This window comes from Paenibacillus solisilvae, assembly GCF_042656405.1.
Taxonomy (GTDB): Bacteria; Bacillota; Bacilli; order Paenibacillales; family Paenibacillaceae; genus Paenibacillus_Z; species Paenibacillus_Z solisilvae.
Genome location: NZ_JBHSOW010000080.1, coordinates 1 through 14,143 on the forward strand (window position 1 = coordinate 1; position 14,143 = coordinate 14,143).

Sequence of the window (14,143 nt, forward strand, 5' to 3'; positions counted from 1 at the left end):
GTTCACTCATTCCTTATGGTACCATAAGGTTTTTTTTCTGAGTGTCTACTTGAAGGGGATAATACCACCTCGTAAAAGAGATGACGGTATTTTTTTCGTTATTCCTCGTATAAACTTTCCAACGGATTATGAAGGTCATGTTTCAATAAAATCAACGAACCTTCAACGGCTGGCTGCACTTTTATTACGCCTTTTGAAACAGCGCCGCCGTATAGTCCGCGATCCGCTTTACGATCTCAGTCCGCACATATTCGCGCGTGAGTTCGAAATGGTCCTCCTTGCCGCGCACTCTATAGCGGTATTTGGCGCCGTCTTCGACGTTTACAGCACTATACACAACGATATTAAGTCCGCGTAAGGTGCGTTTAGTCTCCGTCAATTCCCTTACAATAACGGAGCCGATGATATTCGTTGTTTTAACGTATAAATCAGCGAGTGTAATGCCGCTCTCTTTAATATCGTCACGACTCCGTTCAACCATCGTAATAATCATCGGCAGCAAAATATAATCGTTGATTATGCGTAATTCATCCGGTGAAGCTACAGACATGTGAAAACCCCCCCCGATACGAACGTATGATCTTATTATATACCGAATAGACGTTCGATATGCAACAAAAAAGCCACTCGATAATGAGCGGCTTCGTTCGTATGTATTCGATTAACTTAACGTGAACCACGTAAAGTATTTATTCGTTGTGCTGAAGTCATTTCTCGTATGCGGCACGATCTTCCAATAAATCGTGTATCCTGGTGAAATGTAATAAAATTTATAATGATCCAAATTACCTTTCGAGCCTCTATCGATATCCTGACTAGTTAAGTAGCTTCCGTCACGTAACTTGTATACAGCTATTATATCGTAATTTTCCCAATACGGCGTCGACAAGTATACGTTGACTGTTTGCGTAATGCCGGTATCATTTGTCCATTTAAACCAATCAACATCATACCGATCATCGATATATCCCGACGCGAACTCACCTCGGTTAAACGGTTTGGCGTATGTAGGCGAGTCGCCCCCGCCGTCATAGTCTGCGAATGCCGACTGTGAGAATGAGAATAAACATATACCAATTAACGCAGTTTGAATCGTTTTCTTAATGCTCATAAATGATTGCCTCCATAGCGTTTTTCTTTTAAGTATGCTACAGATTTCCAATAATGTTAATAGTTCTTATCCACCTAACGAAAATAAAAAATACGCCCACTTTCGATACTTTAACGTTGAATTAAACGTAGAAGCTTCGTTAGTGGGCGTATTTATTCGATTTGGTACGAACAAACGTTTGAACATGTACGAACAATCGTGTAAACTGTCAGTACGCAGCCACCGACAAACTTACGCCAGAAAGCGAGGTGAAACGTAAAAGTTTAACGCAATTGCGACGCAAAAGTTTATCGGAACGGTAACGCTTACAAAGTCCGTAAATTCACCGTTTCAGCTACCGAAGATCGTCCGGATCTTCAGTAAGAGCGGGAGTTCAGCTCACCTTATGCTCAATCCGCAGTTTGTCCGCCACCATCGCGATGAATTCCGAGTTGGTTGGTTTCGACTTGCTGATGTTGATAGTGTAGCCGAACAAATGCGAAATGCTGTCAATATTACCTCGTGTCCAAGCAACTTCAATGGCATGGCGAATGGCACGTTCAACACGGGAAGGCGTTGTTTTGAATTTTTCTGCAATTGCAGGGTAAAGCGTCTTTGTAATCGCCCCTAAAATTTCAATATTGTTATAAACCATTGTAATGGCCTCACGTAAATATTGATATCCTTTAATATGGGCAGGCACACCAATTTCATGGATGATACTGGTAATATTTGCATCTAAATTTTTACCTTTTGCAATTGGCACTACATTGGATTTGGAAATCGATGAAGATGAGAACGTTGACGCATTAGAAATAACCGTTGAATTGCTAACAAGCTGACGAATTCGATTGGCCAGAATTTCCATATCGAACGGTTTTAATATGTAGTATGAAGCCCCAAGTTGAACCGCTTTTTGAGTAATATTCTCTTGACCAAAAGCAGTTAACATAATGATTTTGGGCATAGGCGACAAATTCATTTCACGGAGTCTTTCCAATACACCCAATCCGTCTAAATGAGGCATGATAATATCGAGAATCAGTACATCAGGTACTTCACGTGTTTCTTCAAGCAAACGCAGCACTTCTTCACCATTGTAAGCGATTCCTGTCACGACCATATCGTTCTGTTCCGAAATATATTCCGATAACAAATTTGTAAATTCCCGATTGTCGTCAGCTAATAACACTTCAATTCTTTGCAAAGTATAGTCCTCCTTAGACTCAATTCCGTCATTAAAGTGTAAGAATTAAAGCTTCGGTCTAACCTTCCTGTCTGTATAATATTTTCGACATGAGAACTAAAATTCCTTCTGTCGAATAATATTTTTCTTTATTTTTAATTCTCGATCAATTATAATTAATAATTTAATTCAAGAATCCTTACCATTCGAACAATTTCGACAAATTGCATCGGAATCATTCGATCTCTCGTTTAAACCAAAACCTCTGGTTCAATCTCCTTTTTTACCCCAAAAACAAATGAAAATCTTAAGGGGGCTTAAGCCGCCTTAAGATTAACGCTTGCTTGCTTTAGAAGTACACCTGCATCCTGAAGCATCCATTCGATGAAGCAGCCATATCCAGAAGACGGATCATTCACAAAAACATGAGTTACGGCTCCGATCAGTTTCCCGTCTTGGATTATCGGGCTTCCCGACATTCCTTGTACAATTCCACCGGTGTGCTCCAGTAACCGAGAATCAGTAATCTTTATAACCATGCCTTTGGTTGCCGGCGAGGCCTGGCGAGTAACATGGACAATCTCTACGTTAAATCGTTCCACCTTCTGACCGTTAACTACAGTTAAGAGCTGAGCTGGACCTTCTTTGACTTCCTCTGCAAAGGCCACAGGAATTGGCTGCTCATTATAGCTATGTGACGGGAGCTCCTGCATCTTACCGAAAATACCGAATGAGGTGTTTCTTTCGATATTGCCCAATATTTTGCTTTCTTTAACGAAATGCGCTCGTTTCTCGCCTGGTTCACCATTTTGGCTTTTATTTATGGAGGTTACATTCGATTGAAGGATCTGCCCTTCGCCGACTTCAATCGGAGTTTGCGTATCCATATCCGTTATGACATGTCCAAGTGCGCCATATACACCTTGATCTGGAGCATAGAACGTCAATGTACCGACTCCTGCCGCTGAGTCTCGAATATAAAGCCCCAAGCGCCATGCTTGATCCTCTACATCAAAGACAGGGGACAGCTTAGTTTGGAATTGATGCGTTCCCCGCTTCACCGTCAAACGCAGAGGCTGTTTGGAACCGCCTGCTTCTTCAGCCATCTCTGCAACCTTATGGACCTCATTGACATACTTTCCATTAATTCGAATGATAAGGTCACCCAGCTGCAAATTTGCCGATTCTCCAGGAGATACCTTAACCCCTTTCCCGTTAATGACCTGGTGATGACCGACAACCATAATACCTGCTGATTTCACTTTAACACCAATTGTTTGACCACCTGGAATTACCCTTAGGTCAGGCACAACATTTACTTTAACGGTTTTAAAAGGAATTTTTCCGAACAGCTTCAATTGCATCGTAGTTTCACCGCTATGATGAGATTGAATGGATAATGGTCTGTTCAGATTCACTGATGATGATCGGTTCTTTGACCCGTTAACATTAAGCATGTCCGGATCTACGGTAACCTCTGCATGGACTGGCATACCATAGTCCAACTGCTTTAACTGACCTGAAAATAACCGGAGCTCATTCGGAAATGCGGCGAAATGCTGAAAAGGGGAAGAGATACCCAGCATACAAACGATGATAACGAGAACAAGTCCAAGCCACCGCTTTCGCTTATTGGGATTCAATGACTTCACGCTCCCTGCTGCTAAATCGCTTGACGAGAAAGGTGTTCGCCATTTGCGTACCTTTAAGGTAACCCTGCCCCTTTAGTTTTATGTCGGCAAAAACATTCCCAAAATACCTTCCATTAGGCCCCCTTTTGTTTGTAAGCCAAGTCAAGCATTTCTTGTGCATGATGACGAGTTTTTTCCGTTATTTCCACTCCGCCCAACATACGGGCTAATTCCTCAATTCGCGTTCCGGCAACAAGCTCGGTGACAATTGTTGAAGTACGTTCGTCAATAATATTCTTCCGTATTTCGTAATGATGATCCGCCATACAAGCAACCTGCGGTAAATGGGTGATGGAGAATACTTGGCATTGCGCAGATAAACGAGACATCTTGTCGGCAATTGCTTGTGCAGCTCTCCCGCTGACTCCCGTATCCACCTCATCGAAAACAAGAACAGGTACAAGGTCGATTGCAGCAAATATCGTTTTCAGTGCGAGCATGATTCTCGACATTTCTCCGCCTGACGCAATTTTATTAAGCGGCTTAAGCGGTTCGCCGGGATTTGGCGCGATTAGAAATGCAGCTTCATCAATTCCATTGGCGAGTAAACGATAGGAATCACCATCCGCCTGTTGATTCAGCTCTACTCGGAAAGTTGTGCGTTCCATCTGAAGCTGCCTTAATTCAGATTCGATTGCGACTGAAAGCCTGTCTGCCGCAGCGCGTCGAATATCTGATAATGTACCTCCAAGCTGCATAGCTTCATCATGTAAACGGCTTTGCTCGGCCTGGAGACGAGCTGTATGCTCATCCCGATTTTCAATTTTATCTGCCTCCGACTGAATTCGGTCCAAATAGGTTAAAATATCAGGAATGGATTCACCGTATTTACGTTTTAAGCTGTGGATGAGGTCAAGACGATCATCAATAAAATGAAGCCTCTCTGGATCCGAATCCACAGCATCGCGATAATCTCTAAGCTGAAATGCTGCATCCTCTAATTGATAAAAGCTTGACTGAAGCTGTTCTAATATTGGGCCAATCAGCTCTGGATCATACTCACGAATATCAGATACCCGGCTAACAGCACGGCTGATTGCATCCAATCCCTTATTCCCATAGATAAGCGCGTATGCTTCAGAAGCTGAATCGCGGCGTTTAACAGAGGAGACAAGCTTTAATCTCTCTTCAGTAAGCAGTTCATCTTCATTGGGCTTTAACCTTGCTGCAGCGATTTCCTCGATTTGAAAACGATACAGATCAAGCATTTGCATGTTTTGACGGGAGCTGTCTTCAAGCTCTCTGAGCTGATGACGTACCTTTTCATACTGCTTGAATACATCTTTATACTTTGCTAAAGTGCCGGCGATTTTATCGCCAGCATAAGAATCCAGCCAGTCCAGATGCCTCTCTGTCCTGAACAACGATTGATGTTCATGCTGTCCATGGATGTTGACGAGACATTCTCCTGTCTCGCGGAGCATCGACATCGTTACGATATGCCCGTTAACCCGGCTTACGCTCTTCCCCTGCGACGAGAGCTCCCGGCGAATCACAAGTCCCTCTTCAGGCTTGGCATCAATTCCGAAGGATTGGAGTGTTCTCCATACTGGATGAGCCCAAGGCAGCTCAAACATAGCCTCTATCTCAGCTTTATCACAGCCGTACCGAACCATGTCAGATGAGCCTCTGCCTCCGACTACAAGGCTCAAAGCATCGATCAAAATGGATTTACCTGCACCCGTTTCACCTGTCAAAACATGAAATCCCTCATGAAATCGAACCGTTACCGATTCAATGACAGCTAAATTACGTATCGATAGTTCGCGAAGCATGAATATTTCTCCTCCTTGATTGAGCCCATGTTAATTTCTTCTCTTATCAAAATTTAATTCATCAATCCGAGCAAACGATCAACGACTTCAGCGCTTTGAATCTTCGTTCGGCAAATGATTAGTATCGTATCATCACCGCAAATGGTCCCCATGACTTCGGTCCATTCCATATTATCAATCATGGCGCCGATCGCATTTGCCGTGCCAGGCAAACACTTCATGACAACGAGATTGTCTGTGTAATCGATGTGAACAAAATGATCCGTCAGTGTCCGCTTCAGCTTATGAATGGAGTTTGTACGTAATTCTTGCGGCAATGAATATTTATACCTGCCGTCTTCCGCCGGCACTTTAATGAGCTGCATTTCTTTAATATCACGCGATACCGTAGCTTGTGTTACTTGTAGTCCTTCTTCACGCAAGCCTTCTACAAGCTCATCTTGAGTCTCTATAATTGAATGGTTAATCAATTCACGAATTCTCATATGTCTAACACTTTTCATGACGTCCTCCTCAATTGGTTGAAGCCCTTACCCAAAACGAAATGTTATCGTTCGTATCGTACGTTCTCTCTGATCGACAAACAAAATTCCTTCACATTCCGGCATCAACAATGCATAAACGAGCAAGCGATCTCTTACGCCGCTCCCTGTCCAGTCGATTGGCATCCGGTCCCGTGCAGTCTTTACAATATAATGTTTGCCATCTTTCTCAGCAATTAAATCAATGAACAATCGACTTTGCAGGGCTTGTCCGTCCAAATCAATTGTGATAGGCACACGATATTTGCCATGTGTAACTTCATACCCGGCTCTTTCCAAAAAGATAACGCTCTCATCATCCTCGCGTACCTCTTCCGCTCTGCTGAGCAGCAGCTTCGAATTCATGCCAGGCGGCTCATGCAGCCAGCGATAAAACATCCGGTACACCCAGTAGATCAGTACACTTCCGGCGATAAGCATGATGAGCCAGTCGCCATATTTATCCATTCATATCCCTCCTGCAGCAGCGTGCGAATCGGTTAACTTAACAGTTCGCGCTGTGAGGGGATTTATCCTTTTTGCCAAAACCGAACGCTTGTTTGGTTTTTTCTAGTGTATCAAATATTTTCGAATCTGAAAAGAGGAACATCCGTCATTAAAACTCCGCTCAAAGAAAAAGAGCCTTTTTTTCGGCTATTCCCGAAAAAAGACTCCAGTTTAACTTTCCCATTCTTGCTTAACCATGCTTTTGATTCTTGGTAAAGGTCTGATTAGCCTCACTTACAAGCGCAGCTATCTTCTCCTCATCAGGAGGAAGGCCCGGTATCCCAGGCTGCCATTGCCAATGGGCAAGAAACTCAATATTACCTTCACCGCCTGTAATAGGCGAGAACGTCAAGTGTTCAAGACCAAAGCCTTGTTCGGCTGCAAAGCCGAGAACCGTCATTAACACTTCCTTGTGAACACTCGGCTCACGCACGACACCTGATTTTCCAACCTTCTCACGTCCGGCCTCGAATTGCGGCTTAATAAGCGCCACAATCTGAGCCCCTGATTTGAGCAGGGTTCCGAGTGTAGGTAATATAAGCTTCAAAGAGATAAAAGATACATCTATTGTCGCAAAAGTAGGCTCCGGACCAATTAAATCTGCCGGCTGCGTATAACGAAAGTTCGTTCGCTCCATGACCTGAACTCGTTCATCCTGCCGCAAGGACCAATCAAGCTGGTTATAGCCCACATCAATCGCATAGACATAGGAAGCCCCGTTCTGTAAGGCGCAATCGGTGAAACCACCCGTGGAAGCTCCAATATCCAGCATGACCACGCCGTTCATATTCAGCTCGAACTGCTTGATTGCCTTCTCGAGCTTTAGACCTCCGCGGCTTACATAAGGATGCAGAGCACCCTTGACGATGATATCCGCATTTCGCGGAACCTTCATTCCGCTTTTCTCCATCCGTTCACCGTCTACAATGACCAAACCAGCCATCAAAGCGGCTTTGGCTTTCTCGCGGCTTTCATAAAACCCTTGTTCCACCAGTAAGACATCTATCCGTTCCTTCACTATCGTCATCCGCCGCTCTCTCCCGTTCTTACGCTGGGCCGTTAACCCGCTTACGCATACGCGGCAGCAAAGCTTTAAGCTCAGTCGCAACACGTTCAGTGGTTAGCCCCACCTCTTGACGCTGCTCCTTAATCGAGCCATGCTCAACGAATATATCTGGAACACCCATAATCCGCACGCTTAAACCTTGTTTATTATGAAGGGAATAAAACTCCAGTATCGCACTGCCTAAACCACCTTGCTCAGAACCTTCTTCTAAAACAAGAACATGCAGATTCTCCCCGGCAATTTTAAGAAGCATGGCTTCATCCAGCGGCTTAATGAACCGTGCATTCACAACGCGAACGCACAGACCTTCCCGTTTGAGCTGTTCGGCCGCTTCTTCTGCGATTGGCAGCATTGGCCCGATGGCTACAATAACGGCCGAATCGCCCTCACGTACCGTTTCCCAAGTACCGATTGGAATCGGAGTCATTTCTTTATCAATCGCAACTCCCAGACCGTTGATTCTTGGGTAACGAATCGCGATTGGACCCTCATTATAATCAACCGCCGTTTTCATCATACGGCGAAGTTCATTCTCATCCTTAGGCATCATCAATACCATGTTAGGGATATGACGAAGAAATGGAATGTCATACACCCCTTGATGGGTTTCACCGTCAGGTCCTACAAAACCAGCGCGGTCGATCGCAAAAATAACATTGGCATTCTGTCTGCAAATATCGTGAACGACTTGGTCATAAGCTCTCTGCAGGAATGTCGAATATACAGCATAGACGGGCTTCATACCTTCCATCGCCATCGCGGCGCACATCGTTGCTGCATGCTGCTCCGCAATTCCAACGTCAATCATTCGATTCGGGTAGCGTTCTGCAAATTTCAGTAAGCCGGAACCGCCAGGCATAGCTGGAGTTACCGCGACAATACGGTTATCCTGCTCGGCAAGCTCCATAAGCGCATCGCTGAACACCTCTGTATACATGGGTGGTCCGACCGCTTTAAGAACCTGGCCAGACTCAATTTTATAAGGCGTAATGCCATGCCATTTGAACGAATCCGCTTCAGCAGGCAGATAGCCTTTACCTTTAATCGTAATGACATGAACAAGTACCGGCCCGCTGACACTGTTCGCCTGTTCCATGACATCAATTAGCTGATGAAAGTCATGACCGTCCACCGGACCCAGATAAGTAAACCCGAACTGTTCAAACAAAATACCGCTTACCAGCAAGTATTTGATGCTGTCTTTGAAGCGTTCAGCCGTTTTGGCAAGCCTGCCGCCAATGGCCGGAATTTTGTTAAGCAGCTGATTTAATTCATCCTTCGCTTTCTGATAATGGCGGTCCGTTCTTATTTTGCCAAGATAATGATGTAAGGCTCCGACATTCGGCGCAATCGACATCTCGTTATCATTCAAAATAACCATTAGATTCTTCTTCTCATGGCCGATATGATTAAGCGCTTCAAGCGCCATACCGCCTGTTAGCGCACCATCGCCAATAACAGCGACGACCTTGTTGTTCTCACCCTTCAAATCACGGGCGAGCACCATTCCCATTGCTGCAGACAGCGATGTGCTGCTGTGTCCGGCTTCCCAGACGTCATGCGGACTCTCGGAACGTTTAACAAACCCGCATAACCCTTTATATTTGCGCAGCGTATCGAACTGGTCTTTTCGACCGGTCAGTATTTTATGAACATAGGATTGATGTCCTACATCAAATATGAATTTATCTTTGGGGCTGTTATATAAAAAATGCAGAGCAAGCGTAAGCTCCACCACGCCAAGATTCGGCGCAAGATGTCCACCTGTAGCAGACAGCTTCTCGATTAAGAACTTGCGGATCTCCGCAGCAAGCTCCTCAAGCTGGGCTATAGATAATGGCTTCAAATCTTGAGGCCCTCTAATTTGTTCGAGCAACAAGTTAATTCCTCGCTTTCCCGGCCAACGTCTTTCGTTGTCCAATGAACGTCTAACATTTGTGTCTAAATTATAACATAGACGCTTCAGATACCCAAGAGCACTGCAAGTTTAGTGATCTCTGTTCATCAGGTAATCGGCAATCGCATACAGCTTTTCGGGCTTGGCAAGATGAGCTTTCATAAGCGCCTGCTTGGCCTCCGCAGTTAATCGTTCAACGAGAGCCTGACTCTCTTTAAGTCCAATTAAGAACGGATATGTAACCTTCTGCTGCTGCACATCGCTTTGAACCGGTTTTCCCAGCTTTACTTCGTCCCCAATCAGGTCGAGAATGTCGTCCTGAATTTGAAAGGCAAGACCCAGTTTGATGGCAAACTCCTGCAAAGCAAGCAGCTGATCATTTGAAGCCTCGCCCACCCGAGCGCCAGCGGTAACCGAAAACATGATGAGATCACTCGTTTTATGCAGATGTATATATTCGAGCTGTTCCAATGACGTAACCCCTTGTTCGCCAAGGATATCAGCTGCTTGTCCGCCAACCATACCCGATGCACCGGCTAGTTTAGCCAAATCGGAAACGATATCAAGTGCAACCTGCGGCGGAACACCTTGCTTGACCGTCTGCGTAACTGCGTAGAAAGCATGTGTCAGCAAGCCGTCGCCCGCTAAAATCGCCATTGCTTCACCATACACCTTATGATTGGTTAGTTTTCCCCGACGATAGTCATCATTATCCATTGCAGGAAGATCATCATGGATCAAGGAATACGTATGAATCATCTCAATCGCGCATGCCACGGGCATCGCTGAATCTCTAGCGCTCCGGCTGTTTTTAACCGCTTCCGCAGCAGCCAATACCAGGATCGGACGGAGCCTTTTGCCGCCTGCTTGCAAGGAATACATCATAGCTTCCCGCAGCTGCTCCGGAATTTGCCACTTTATTGGGAGTGCTGTAAGCAGTGCTTCTTCGATTTCACAGGCGGAACGAGACAAATAATCTGCAGTAGAAGCCGGCACGTTCAAGCTCATTCCCCTTTATCTTCATTTGCGGCAGCAAACGGTTTTTTCTGAATCCCATTTTCGGTTTCGATTAATACTTCAATTTTCTTCTCAACCTGCTCCAATTTGGCACCGCACAGCTGGGAGAGCTGCATGCCTTCTTGAAACAGTTCAATTGCGGCCTCCAGAGGCACATCTCCGCTCTCAAGCTTGCTTACAATTGATTCCAGACGCTCTATCGCTTCTTCAAAGCTTAGTGGCTGCTGCTGCTCCGCTTTCGCCTTAGCCATCCGGTTACGCCTCCCCTTTCATTTCCCATACCTGACAATCTAATTGTCCGTCTGAGAGCTTAACTTTTATTGAATCGCCTGGTTGAACATCATGGATTGATTTGATCAGTCTCTCCTGCTTCTCGTCATACACAAGACTGTAGCCGCGGGACATAACCTTCAAAGGGCTAAGCGCATCTAACTGGCGGATGACGCCGGTTAATTGCATTCTGCGCTCTTTCATTCCTGTAGCCATGGATGACTCCAACCGCTGGGTCGTCCCTTGCAATCTTCTCGCCGCAAAAGCTACTTTCTCTCCTGGATGCATACCCGCCAAGGATGCATTCAATCTCATCAGCTTCTCGCGGCTTCGCTCTGTCTTTCTAAGTGTTCGCTGTTCGAGCCGGTCTTTCAGGCGGTCCAGCCGCTGTGCCTGCTGCAGCATATATTTGCGCGGATTCGCAAACAAAGGCGATCTCCTGACACGTGTTAACCGGTCCTGACGATTTCTTAACGTCATCCTTAACATTTGAACCATACGTGAGCGGATTTGATACAGCTGCGATTGAAGCTCAGCAACATTCGGAACAGCTAATTCCGCTGCTGCAGTTGGTGTAGCCGCTCTCATATCAGCTACGAAGTCAGCAATCGTAAAATCCGTTTCATGACCCACTGCCGAGATAATAGGAATCACTGAAGCGGCAATGCTTCGGGCAACCGCTTCTTCGTTAAAGGCCCACAGCTCTTCCAGCGAACCTCCGCCTCGTCCTACAATCAGCAGGTCAACTTCTGCCATTTGGTTCATCTTCTCGATCGCTTTCACAATAGCTGGTGCGGATCCCGTCCCTTGCACAAGCACGGGAAAAAGCAGCACCGGCACAGATGGATGGCGGCGCTGCAAGGTTATTAGTATATCCCGCACAGCTGCTCCGGTAGGGGAAGTGATAACGCCAATGGCAGTTGGAAAGCGTGGAATGGACCGTTTGCGTGATGCATCAAATAAGCCCTCAGCCTCAAGCTTGCGTTTCAGCTGCTCATATGCAAGGTATAAGCTTCCGATCCCATCAGGCTGCATTTGCGTAGCATAAAATTGATAATTACCGTCGCGTTCAAACACAGAAATATTCCCGCGCGCCAGTACCTTCATACCTTCTTTCGGTATAAAAGGGAGCCTCTGATTATGGGAAGCGAACATGATGCATTTTAGCCTGCTGTCTTTATCCTTAAGCGTAAAATACATATGCCCGCTAGAATGATGTGTAAAATTCGATATTTCTCCGCGCAGCCAGACGTCACCGAGTAATTGATCGGACTCCAGCTTCATACGGATGTAGCGATTGATATCTTTGATCGAAAAAATGCGCGATCCGTCTGCCATTCGGATTCGTCACTCCCCGATTTGATTTAGTTTTTTCGCTGCTTTCAGCGTGTTGAGCATCAGCATCGTAATCGTCATCGGCCCTACTCCGCCCGGCACCGGCGTTACATAACCTGCTGTATCCAGCACATCCTCGTAGTCCACATCGCCCGCGAGCTTGCCGTCTGGAAGACGATTGATACCAACATCAATAACAACAGCACCCGGCTTGACAAAGGAACTTCCAATTGCCTTCGCCTTGCCAATTGCTACAACCAGAATATCTGCTGTCTTCGCGATGGCTTCCATGTTCGCGGTCCGAGAATGACAAATCGTTACGGTAGCATGTTCACGAAGCAAAAGCATAGAGACCGGTTTACCGACAATATTACTTCTTCCAATGACAACGGCATGCTTGCCCGCGATTTCAATACCGCTGCGTTTAATAAGTTCAATGACGCCTGCTGGTGTACATGGGAGTAAGCTGTCGTCGCCAATGACAAGGTTACCTACGCTGACCGGATGAAACCCGTCTACGTCTTTGGCCACACTTATCGCATCAATAACCGATTTCTCATTGATATGTTTAGGCAGCGGGAGCTGCACAAGAATTCCATGTATGTTGGATTGATTATTGAGTTTATCAATCAGCTCCAGAAGCTCATCTTGAGAAGCGGCTGCATCCAGCCGGTGAACTTCGGAATAGAACCCGAGCTGCTCGCATGCTTTTGCCTTACTTCCAACATAGACCTTCGAAGCAGGGTCTTCACCGACGAGAACAACTGCTAGTCCCGGCTTAACGCCTCGTGCTGCCAGTTTAGCAGCATCTTCACCAATTTCAAGACGTATTGCATCAGATATTGCTTTACCTTCGATTCGTTGTGCGCTCATAAATAGACCTCACTTTTGGTTATGTAGAGCATCCCCTTAAGTCTCCTTCATAAGGTGATTTAAGAGCTGCGCTCTCTGACACTAGAGCGAGCTTACACTCGGGATGCAGCCGTTAGGCTTTGGGTTTTAGCTGATCTAAAGCTTGAAGCAGACGGCCTAGAACGCCGTTAACGAACTTCCCTGATTCATCTGTCCCAAAATGCTTAGCAAGCTCGATCGCTTCGTTGATAACGGCTTTCGGGGGTACATCATCCCGAAAGACCAGCTCAAAGCAAGCCAGTCTAAGAATTTGGCGGTCAACACGCGATAAGCGGTCAACCTGCCATCCGGTCAGGTAGTCCTGCAGCATATCATCGATGGCTGCTTTCTTCTCGTAAACGTGCTGAGTCAATCCCCTTACATGCTCATCGATGCGACTCACGTCCGCTGCATTCGCTTCGATTTCATTCTCGCCATTGACCTCATCCATAATCATGGTCACAGCATCTTCGGCCGTTGCCTCTTCATTCATTTCTAATTGGTACAAGCTTTGTACCACAATCTCCCGTGCAAGCCTTCGTTTCATGGGGCCTCCTGACAATTCCATTCTAATAATGTCGAGAAAATATGATCTCCTCCCTGCCCCGAACAGACACGTCCAATAGTCCGGGGTACGGAGGAGATCATATTACTATTTAAACGGTCTCCATCGCTGCATAAGCCATTCCGTTAACCGATGCCAAGGAATGATCGGGCCGCTTTGTTCATCTTTCATTTTACCAATGGTGTAACCGATCCAAAGTAGGAGTGCAAAGAATAGCATATCCCAAAAGCCGACGATAAAATAAAGAATTCCAAGAATAATGCCTACAGTAACGCCTGCAATCCGGCCACCGTAATTCCTCCAAAGCTCAATCCACATCATCGGCAGCACCC

At 45.9% G+C, this 14,143-nt stretch carries 15 protein-coding genes; all 15 read right to left on the reverse strand.

Annotated elements, in window-relative coordinates; all coding sequences use genetic code 11:
• Window positions 1-184 precede the first annotated feature (184 nt).
• The 15 genes from ACFPYJ_RS20980 to ACFPYJ_RS21050 all read right to left on the reverse strand — a co-directional run bounded on the left by ACFPYJ_RS20980 (window position 185) and on the right by ACFPYJ_RS21050 (window position 14,132).
• Window positions 185-550, reverse strand: a complete 366-nt coding sequence (locus ACFPYJ_RS20980; RefSeq protein ID WP_379190174.1) for a YhjD family protein — start codon at window positions 548-550, stop codon at window positions 185-187.
• A gap of 111 nt (window positions 551-661) precedes the next feature.
• On the reverse strand, window positions 662-1,111 hold the full coding sequence (locus tag ACFPYJ_RS20985; RefSeq protein ID WP_379190175.1) for a hypothetical protein: 450 nt from the start codon (window positions 1,109-1,111) through the stop codon (window positions 662-664).
• A 373-nt stretch (window positions 1,112-1,484) separates the two neighbouring features.
• Window positions 1,485-2,297 carry a sporulation transcription factor Spo0A gene (gene spo0A, locus ACFPYJ_RS20990; protein ID WP_379190177.1) on the reverse strand — a complete coding sequence of 271 codons (813 nt, stop codon included), beginning with the start codon at window positions 2,295-2,297 and terminating at the stop codon, window positions 1,485-1,487.
• 296 nt (window positions 2,298-2,593) lie between these two features.
• Window positions 2,594-3,919, reverse strand: coding sequence for a SpoIVB peptidase (gene spoIVB / locus ACFPYJ_RS20995; protein WP_379190179.1), 1,326 nt, complete (start codon window positions 3,917-3,919; stop codon window positions 2,594-2,596).
• Between the two features lie 122 nt (window positions 3,920-4,041).
• Window positions 4,042-5,742 (reverse strand): DNA repair protein RecN, encoded by a 1,701-nt coding sequence (gene recN / locus ACFPYJ_RS21000; protein ID WP_379190181.1) that lies wholly within the window; start codon window positions 5,740-5,742, stop codon window positions 4,042-4,044.
• 53 nt (window positions 5,743-5,795) lie between these two features.
• The gene (gene ahrC, locus ACFPYJ_RS21005; protein ID WP_379190183.1) at window positions 5,796-6,245 is read right to left on the reverse strand and encodes a transcriptional regulator AhrC/ArgR; all 450 of its coding nucleotides are present in this window, start codon (window positions 6,243-6,245) and stop codon (window positions 5,796-5,798) included.
• A gap of 27 nt (window positions 6,246-6,272) precedes the next feature.
• Window positions 6,273-6,731: a hypothetical protein gene (locus ACFPYJ_RS21010; protein ID WP_379190185.1), complete on the reverse strand. Its 459-nt coding sequence runs from the start codon at window positions 6,729-6,731 to the stop codon at window positions 6,273-6,275.
• A 229-nt stretch (window positions 6,732-6,960) separates the two neighbouring features.
• Complete coding sequence (locus ACFPYJ_RS21015; RefSeq protein WP_379190186.1) at window positions 6,961-7,797, reverse strand: TlyA family RNA methyltransferase; 837 nt, start codon at window positions 7,795-7,797, stop codon at window positions 6,961-6,963.
• A 19-nt stretch (window positions 7,798-7,816) separates the two neighbouring features.
• On the reverse strand, window positions 7,817-9,715 hold the full coding sequence (gene dxs, locus ACFPYJ_RS21020) for a 1-deoxy-D-xylulose-5-phosphate synthase (RefSeq protein WP_379190188.1): 1,899 nt from the start codon (window positions 9,713-9,715) through the stop codon (window positions 7,817-7,819).
• Between the two features lie 108 nt (window positions 9,716-9,823).
• Window positions 9,824-10,741 carry a polyprenyl synthetase family protein gene (locus ACFPYJ_RS21025; protein WP_379190190.1) on the reverse strand — a complete coding sequence of 306 codons (918 nt, stop codon included), beginning with the start codon at window positions 10,739-10,741 and terminating at the stop codon, window positions 9,824-9,826.
• Window positions 10,738-11,001 (reverse strand): exodeoxyribonuclease VII small subunit, encoded by a 264-nt coding sequence (xseB, locus tag ACFPYJ_RS21030; RefSeq protein ID WP_379190191.1) that lies wholly within the window; start codon window positions 10,999-11,001, stop codon window positions 10,738-10,740. The genes ACFPYJ_RS21025 and xseB overlap by 4 nt, the downstream gene beginning before the upstream one ends.
• Before the next feature lie 4 nt (window positions 11,002-11,005).
• On the reverse strand, window positions 11,006-12,358 hold the full coding sequence (xseA, locus tag ACFPYJ_RS21035) for an exodeoxyribonuclease VII large subunit (protein WP_379190192.1): 1,353 nt from the start codon (window positions 12,356-12,358) through the stop codon (window positions 11,006-11,008).
• A gap of 9 nt (window positions 12,359-12,367) precedes the next feature.
• Window positions 12,368-13,228: a bifunctional methylenetetrahydrofolate dehydrogenase/methenyltetrahydrofolate cyclohydrolase FolD gene (folD, locus tag ACFPYJ_RS21040; protein WP_379190193.1), complete on the reverse strand. Its 861-nt coding sequence runs from the start codon at window positions 13,226-13,228 to the stop codon at window positions 12,368-12,370.
• 112 nt (window positions 13,229-13,340) lie between these two features.
• A complete protein-coding gene (gene nusB / locus ACFPYJ_RS21045; RefSeq protein ID WP_379190194.1) occupies window positions 13,341-13,793 on the reverse strand; it encodes a transcription antitermination factor NusB in 453 nt (150 codons plus the stop codon).
• A 105-nt stretch (window positions 13,794-13,898) separates the two neighbouring features.
• Entirely contained in the window at window positions 13,899-14,132 is a 234-nt protein-coding gene (locus tag ACFPYJ_RS21050) for a DUF2273 domain-containing protein (RefSeq protein WP_379190195.1), read from the reverse strand.
• Between the last annotated feature and the right edge of the window lie 11 nt (window positions 14,133-14,143).

Bases quoted from the DNA above. Each gene is read 5' to 3' on its own strand.
- ACFPYJ_RS21010 (WP_379190185.1), bottom strand. From the start codon at position 6,731: ATGGATAAATATGGCGACTGGCTCATCATGCTTATCGCCGGAAGTGTA.
- ACFPYJ_RS20985 (WP_379190175.1), bottom strand. From the start codon at position 1,111: ATGAGCATTAAGAAAACGATTCAAACTGCGTTAATTGGTATATGTTTA.
- folD (WP_379190193.1), bottom strand. From the start codon at position 13,228: ATGAGCGCACAACGAATCGAAGGTAAAGCAATATCTGATGCAATACGT.
- recN (WP_379190181.1), bottom strand. From the start codon at position 5,742: ATGCTTCGCGAACTATCGATACGTAATTTAGCTGTCATTGAATCGGTA.
- ahrC (WP_379190183.1), bottom strand. From the start codon at position 6,245: ATGAAAAGTGTTAGACATATGAGAATTCGTGAATTGATTAACCATTCA.
- nusB (WP_379190194.1), bottom strand. From the start codon at position 13,793: ATGAAACGAAGGCTTGCACGGGAGATTGTGGTACAAAGCTTGTACCAA.
- ACFPYJ_RS20980 (WP_379190174.1), bottom strand. From the start codon at position 550: ATGTCTGTAGCTTCACCGGATGAATTACGCATAATCAACGATTATATT.
- xseB (WP_379190191.1), bottom strand. From the start codon at position 11,001: ATGGCTAAGGCGAAAGCGGAGCAGCAGCAGCCACTAAGCTTTGAAGAA.
- ACFPYJ_RS21050 (WP_379190195.1), bottom strand. From the start codon at position 14,132: ATGATGTGGATTGAGCTTTGGAGGAATTACGGTGGCCGGATTGCAGGC.
- xseA (WP_379190192.1), bottom strand. From the start codon at position 12,358: ATGGCAGACGGATCGCGCATTTTTTCGATCAAAGATATCAATCGCTAC.
- ACFPYJ_RS21025 (WP_379190190.1), bottom strand. From the start codon at position 10,741: ATGAGCTTGAACGTGCCGGCTTCTACTGCAGATTATTTGTCTCGTTCC.
- ACFPYJ_RS21015 (WP_379190186.1), bottom strand. From the start codon at position 7,797: ATGACGATAGTGAAGGAACGGATAGATGTCTTACTGGTGGAACAAGGG.